We start from the raw sequence: 6,045 nt of genomic DNA on the forward strand, positions 1-6,045 counted from the left end.
TGACAGGGTCGCGGTTTGTGGCGTGTCCCTTTGGGGGGGCCAGCTCACGGATGTATCGCACCGGGGACTTGGTGTGTTGGGGTGCTGATGGGCAGCTGCAGTATTTGGGGCGCGCTGATGAGCAGGTCAAGATCCGCGGGTATCGCGTCGAGCTCGGCGAAGGGCAGGTGGCATTAAGTGCTCTGGAAGGTGTCGGCCAGGCGGTGGTGATCGCCCGCGAGGACCGCCCCGGCGACAAACGCCTGGTGGGCTATATGACCGGCACCGCCGACCCGGCCGAGCTCCGGGCCGCGCTGGGCGAGCGGCTGCCCGAGTACATGGTCCCGACCGCGGTGGTGGCATTAGAGGCGCTGCCGCTGACCCCCAACGGCAAACTCGACAAACGGGCCTTGCCGGCACCGGAATACGCTGACGCCGATCGCTACCGCGCCCCGGCCACGCCTACCGAGGAGACCTTGGCTCGCATCTACGCCGAGGTGCTCGGACTGGAGCGGGTCGGTGTCGACGACTCGTTTTTCGACCTGGGTGGAGATTCGCTGTCGGCCATGCGGGTGGTCGCGCTGATCAACAAATCTTTGGACGCCCATCTTGCAGCTCGCACCTTGTTTCACGCGCCGTCGGTCCGAGGCCTTAGTCAGCAATTGGGCAGAGATGACAGCGCGGTGGAATTGCCCCCCGTCGAAGTCTTCAAGGAGGGTACGGGTGTTCCGTTGTGCTGTGTTCATGAAGGCAACGGACAAAGCTACGCCTATCGCGGCCTGAGTAATTTCTTGGATTGCCCGATTATCGGCATCAACCAAACGCTGCAAAATAGCGAAGCTGAACCTCGATCGATTCGTGACATGGCGACAAACTACGCGAATCGACTCCAAGCCCTCTACGCTGACGGGCCCTACAATCTTCTCGGCTGGTCGTTCGGCGGCCCGGTGGCCCACGCGCTGGCCATTGAGCTTCGCCGACGCGGATGCGCCGTTCACCGTCTCATCCTGGTGGACCCCGTGCTCAGCGCCAACACCGCCATAAAAGACGACGCGGCAGACGAGGAGAATCAAGGCGAGAGTCGCCTCTTGACCGCCTTCTTGCGATTTAGCCGTATAGAGATTCCGGAACAAGCGGAACCCCTCACCTACGGGCGGGCGCAGGAGTTAATTCGTCAACAACGACAAGTGGTGGAATTTATACTTCCGCCTCGGCAGCTCTTCGAGTTGGCAGTCAGTTACCACAATGCTAACGAGGTGTATCTCCGGGAACATGTGCCGGACGTGTTTGATGGCGATGTGATCATATTCTCCGCGACGCGAAGTGAAAACAAGAACGATCTATGCGATCCACACAATTGGCGGCCCTACGTTACCGGCGACATCACCGTGTACTCGGTCGACTGCGAACACGATGAGTTGATGACCACCGAATCGCTCCGCTTGTATGCCCAACAACTCAAACATTTGCTAGAAACGTAACGCGGCGTCGCGGTAAAGCAATTCCCGGGGGATCGGGTTCAGCGGCTCTTCCGCTTTAGAGTGGATCGATTGGACGGATGCCGCAGTGTAGGGGTGCCCGGATTCGGTAGTGGGTGAGGTTTTTTGAACCCGAGGGCGTTGCGGCGCAGTGCTTCTAGGCGGCCGTTGATGGCTTCGGTGCGTCCCTGGGAGCGTGGTGGTCCAAAGGCCGGCACGTCGGGGCGGCTGCGCCACACCACATAAGCACCCTCAATTGAGCCAACGAATGCAACGTCTGCTGCTACCATGCCGCTGTGCAATGGCAGCGTAAAGAAAATACTGAGCAGGGCGCGCAGTTGGCGCCGAGTCGTGGCGAGGCACCGCAGGGAGGCGACTACGTAAACAGGAACGCGGTCTCACGAATTGCCGCACCGATATTTGAGTCCGTGCCGAGGCCGTCGGTTTTCTTGAGAAACTTGCGAACCGTGCTCCATCTTCGTTCTTACCGGCCGACGGGCACCGAGGGCGAAGAATATCATAAATGGTACTTCAACACTTTGGTGTGGAAGAAGACTACTTGGATGGGGGTTGATTGCCTGAAATCGGTCTGTGATATGTGGAATTACCAGGAGATTCTGTTCCAACTGAAGCCCTCCTTGGTAATTGAGTTCGGCACGTGGCACGGCGGCTCGGCGTTATTTTTCGCCGGTGTCATGAGGCAGATCGGCGAACCATTCAAGGTGTTTTCCGTCGATGTCAGCCACGCACATCTTGATTCAGCAGCACGGCGCGATCCCGATATATTGTTCGTCGAATCGAGCTCCACGGTCCCGGCTATTGCTGAACATATCCAACGCCTTAAAAGTGAGTTCCCCGGCAAGATCTTCGCGATCCTGGACAGCGACCACTCCATGAATCACGTACTGGCCGAGATGAAACTATTGCGGCCTTTACTCTCCACCGGCGATTACCTCTTAGTGGAAGACTCCATGCTCAACGGGCACCCCGTCCTTCCGGGATGGGGACCGGGCCCGTACGAAGCCATCGAGGCGTACGAGCGCGAATTTCCAGGCGATTACACGCATGACGTGGCGCGCGAGAACCAATTCGGCTGGACACAGGCGCCCAACGGATACCTGATCCGAAACTAACGACGATTTTTCACGCAGCCTCGCTGCGTCACGCCCGAGCCGCTGCGGGCTGACTTGCGGGGTTGGTTGTGGCAGGTGGATGTGACGGTGCGCTGCCCAAGGAGTGGGCGCTGAAGTCGCTGCGTCGCGGGGTGCGAACACCTCCAGGCTGGGGTGCCGCGTCCTACATGGTGTGGGCCAGACGGTCTGCGACCAGTGCCGCGAACTTGGCCGGGTCGTCGGGTACGTCGCCTTCGGCCAGAACTGCTGTGCCGTAAAGCAATTCGGCGGTGTCGGCCAGTGATGGATCGGCGCCGCGGTTGGTGTAGGCCTGTTGCATGCCGGTGACGAGCGGGTGCTTCGGGTTGATTTCCATGATCCGTTTGCTGACCGGGACCGTCTGTCCGGAAGCGCGGTACATGCGCGCCAGCGCCGGGGTGATGCCGAAGGTCGGGGTAATCAGGCAGGCCGGCGACTCGGTCAGGCGCTTCGACAACCGCACTTGCGAGACATGCGCACTCAACGTCTCGGTCAACCATGTCACCAGGCCGGCGAAGTCCTTTTCCTGCTGCTCGCGCTCGGCTTCGCTTTTTTCATCCTCGGACTCGAGGTCGATCTCGCCCCTGGCCACTGACTGCAGCGGCTTGCCGTCGAACTCGCTCACCTGTCCGACCCAGATTTCGTCGACCGGGTCGGTGAGAAGCAGCACCTCGTAGCCTTTGGCCTTGAACGCCTCGAGATGCGGCGACTTCAGGAGTTGCTCCCGTGATACGCCGGTGGCGTAGTAAATCTGCTCCTGGCCGTCCTTCATGCGCTCGACGTACTCGGGCAAGGTGGTGGGCTCTTCGTCGCTGTGCGTCGAGGCGAACGAGCAGAGGCGTAATAGGGTGTCCTGGTTTTCCAAGTCCGACATCAGGCCCTCTTTGAGGGCCCTGCCGAATTGAACCCAGAACGTGCGGTAGTCCTCGGGCCGCTCGGACTGCATGTCTTTGATCGCCGTGAGCACCTTTTTGGTCAGCCTTCGACGGATGGCCGCGATCTGCCGATCCTGCTGCAGGATTTCTCGGGAAACGTTGAGCGACAGGTCTTCTGCGTCGACGACGCCCTTGATGAAGCGCAGGTAGTGCGGCATGAGCTGGTCACAGTCGCCCATGACGAACACCCGCTTGACATACAGCTGCACCCCGACCTTGGCGTCCCGGTTGAACAGGTCGAACGGAGCGATGGATGGAATGAACAGCAGGGCCTGGTACTCGAAGGTGCCCTCGGCTTTCATCGGGATGACCTCGAGCGGGTCGTCCCAGGCATGGGCGATGTGCTTGTAGAACTCCTTGTACTCGTCCTCAGAGACCTCGTCTTTCGACTTGGCCCACAGCGCCTTCATCGAGTTGAGGGTCTGGGTTTCGATGGTGACTTGTTCTTCGCCGCCCTCCTCGCCGGGAGGCGTACGCCGCTCGACCTCCATCCGGATGGGCCAGGCGATGAAGTCGGAGTACTTCTTAACCAGCTCCCTGATCTTCCACTCCGCGGTGTAGTCGTGCAGCCCGTCCTCGGCGTCTTCCGGTTTGAGGTGCAGCGTCACCGATGTGCCCTGCGGGGCCCCGCCACCTGATGAGTCGACCGACTCGATGGTGTAGGTGCCGTCACCGCTCGACACCCAGCGGGTGGCCTCGCTTTCGCCTGCCTTCCGGGTCAGCAGCTCGACTTTGTCGGCCACCATGAACGTAGAGTAGAAACCGATGCCGAACTGGCCGATCAGTTCCTCGGAGGCCGCGGCGTTCTTGGCCTCACGCAACCTCTGCCGCAGCTCGGCGGTGCCCGACTTGGCGAGAGTGCCGATCAGGTCGACGACCTCCTCGCGCGTCATACCGATGCCATTGTCGCGAACGGTCAGGGTGCGGGCGTCCTTGTCCGTCTCGATCTCGATGTGCAGATCGGAGGCGTCGACGTCCAGCTCCTTGTTCCGCAGCGATTCCAGCCGCAGCTTGTCCAGCGCATCAGAGGCGTTCGAGATCAGTTCCCGTAGAAAGGAGTCTTTGTTGGAGTAGACCGAGTGCACCAGCAAATCCAACAGTTGGCGCGCCTCCGCCTGAAACTCCAACTGCTCGACATGGGCGGTCATGCGATTCCCTTCGACAACATCACGTTCGACTACGGATACGCAGACAAGATAACACCGGGCGCGTCATCCGCCAGCGCCCGTAGCAACTCGACGAGCGACCGGGAGTAGCAATGCGAGTTCCGCCGGCGCTCGCGTGCTTGGCCGCACGGTTGCGGCGGTTGTCCGGGTTGAGGCCGGTCGCGGACGATTCGTTACTCGATCTCGCCAGTGAGGTCGAATTCAGCCAGCGTGCGTGCCGCCAGCTCACGCAAAGCGGACTTTGTGTTCTCGGCACCCGGTTGGTAGGCGCTGAGGCTGATGCGAATCTTGTCGCGGATGCGCCAAGACTGCAGGATCATTTGGCCGCCTGTTTGCTCCAGCCAGTCTCGCCGTTCGTGTTGGGCAGTCACTCGTGTCATGACCAGCTCGGAGTCGGTGCCGTCGAGGCGGCACACCACAGGACCCAGGTCGCCGAGGTTAGAACAAAACACCGGCAGATCCGGGTCTGCGGCCGTCGCATCGGACAGCCGTTTCAGTGCTCGCGTCGGTATGAACGAGGTCAGCCACAGCAGCTGCGACGACTCATCTGGCGTCTCCCGCAGACTCGTCAGCGCCTGCTTGATGGCGGCGCGAAGGTCACGCAGGTCCGTCGTCACCTGCGTCGGGTCGACGCTGACGCGCGCCATCGACATTGCGTTCGCGCGCGTATCAGTCTCGGTGCGCTCGTTCATAGGGAGTTGCAAGGTGACGGCACCGTCGCCGGCGCGTCGCCGTCCCATGTGCTCTCCGAGTTTGGCACTCAAGCCGGTGACCAGCGTGTTACCCGCGGCGCCAAGAGCCTTGGCACGCGCGTCCCAATCATCGACGTCGATGTGCATCGTGACAGTCGGCACGACGACAACGTCATCGCCGTCGCCTTCACGGAGGGCAACCGGACGCGGCGCTGGTGATCGAGCAACATCACGCCGGGCACGACGGGCCAGTTTTGCGGCCGTGACAAGCGCCCGGGCAACTTCAGGTACGTCGCGTGCGGTTTGGTGGGCATCCTGAATCACCGCGCGCAGTCGTGTGCGGGAACGTGGCGGTGGGTAGCCAAGATCGCGCATGTTGCCCAACACGGCGTCAGCGAGCGCGACGGCCAGCCCAAGGCCGTCGACCAAGTAGTGGGAAAGCACCAGGCTGATCGCGGTCGAGCCATCCGTGAGTGGAAGAACGCCGAGATGCCAGCCGGGCCCCAATTCCGGATCGATAGCCAGTTGTGAGCATTCATCAGCCCAGTCGCTGAGTTCACCGCGTGGACGCGGACACTTGGCGGCATCGATGTCCGACGGCCCCCGGTCTAAGACCCACCGATGCCGGGCGAAGGGCAGCGGAG

The 6,045-nt window shown here is 61.4% G+C and carries 4 protein-coding genes; 2 read left to right on the forward strand and 2 right to left on the reverse strand.

Features of this window, described 5'->3' with window-relative positions; genetic code table 11:
* Positions 1–1,460: thioesterase domain-containing protein (locus ACFE99_RS21705; RefSeq protein WP_375488463.1), on the forward strand; the 1,460-nt coding region annotated here is incomplete at its 5' end.
* 446 nt (positions 1,461–1,906) lie between these two features.
* Positions 1,907–2,590: a rhamnosyl O-methyltransferase gene (locus tag ACFE99_RS21710; RefSeq protein ID WP_375488469.1), complete on the forward strand. Its 684-nt coding sequence runs from the start codon at positions 1,907–1,909 to the stop codon at positions 2,588–2,590.
* Positions 2,591–2,753: 163 nt separating this feature from the next.
* Here ACFE99_RS21710 and htpG read toward each other — a convergent pair whose 3' ends face one another.
* Together htpG and ACFE99_RS21720 are read right to left on the reverse strand one after the other, a co-directional pair.
* A complete protein-coding gene (htpG, locus tag ACFE99_RS21715) occupies positions 2,754–4,691 on the reverse strand; it encodes a molecular chaperone HtpG (protein ID WP_375488465.1) in 1,938 nt (645 codons plus the stop codon).
* A gap of 191 nt (positions 4,692–4,882) precedes the next feature.
* Positions 4,883–6,045 (reverse strand): hypothetical protein (locus ACFE99_RS21720; RefSeq protein ID WP_375488467.1); only part of this gene is annotated, 1,163 nt, incomplete at its 5' end.

The sequence above is a fragment of the uncultured Mycobacterium sp. genome (genome assembly GCF_964249325.1).
Classification (GTDB): Bacteria; Actinomycetota; Actinomycetes; order Mycobacteriales; family Mycobacteriaceae; genus Mycobacterium.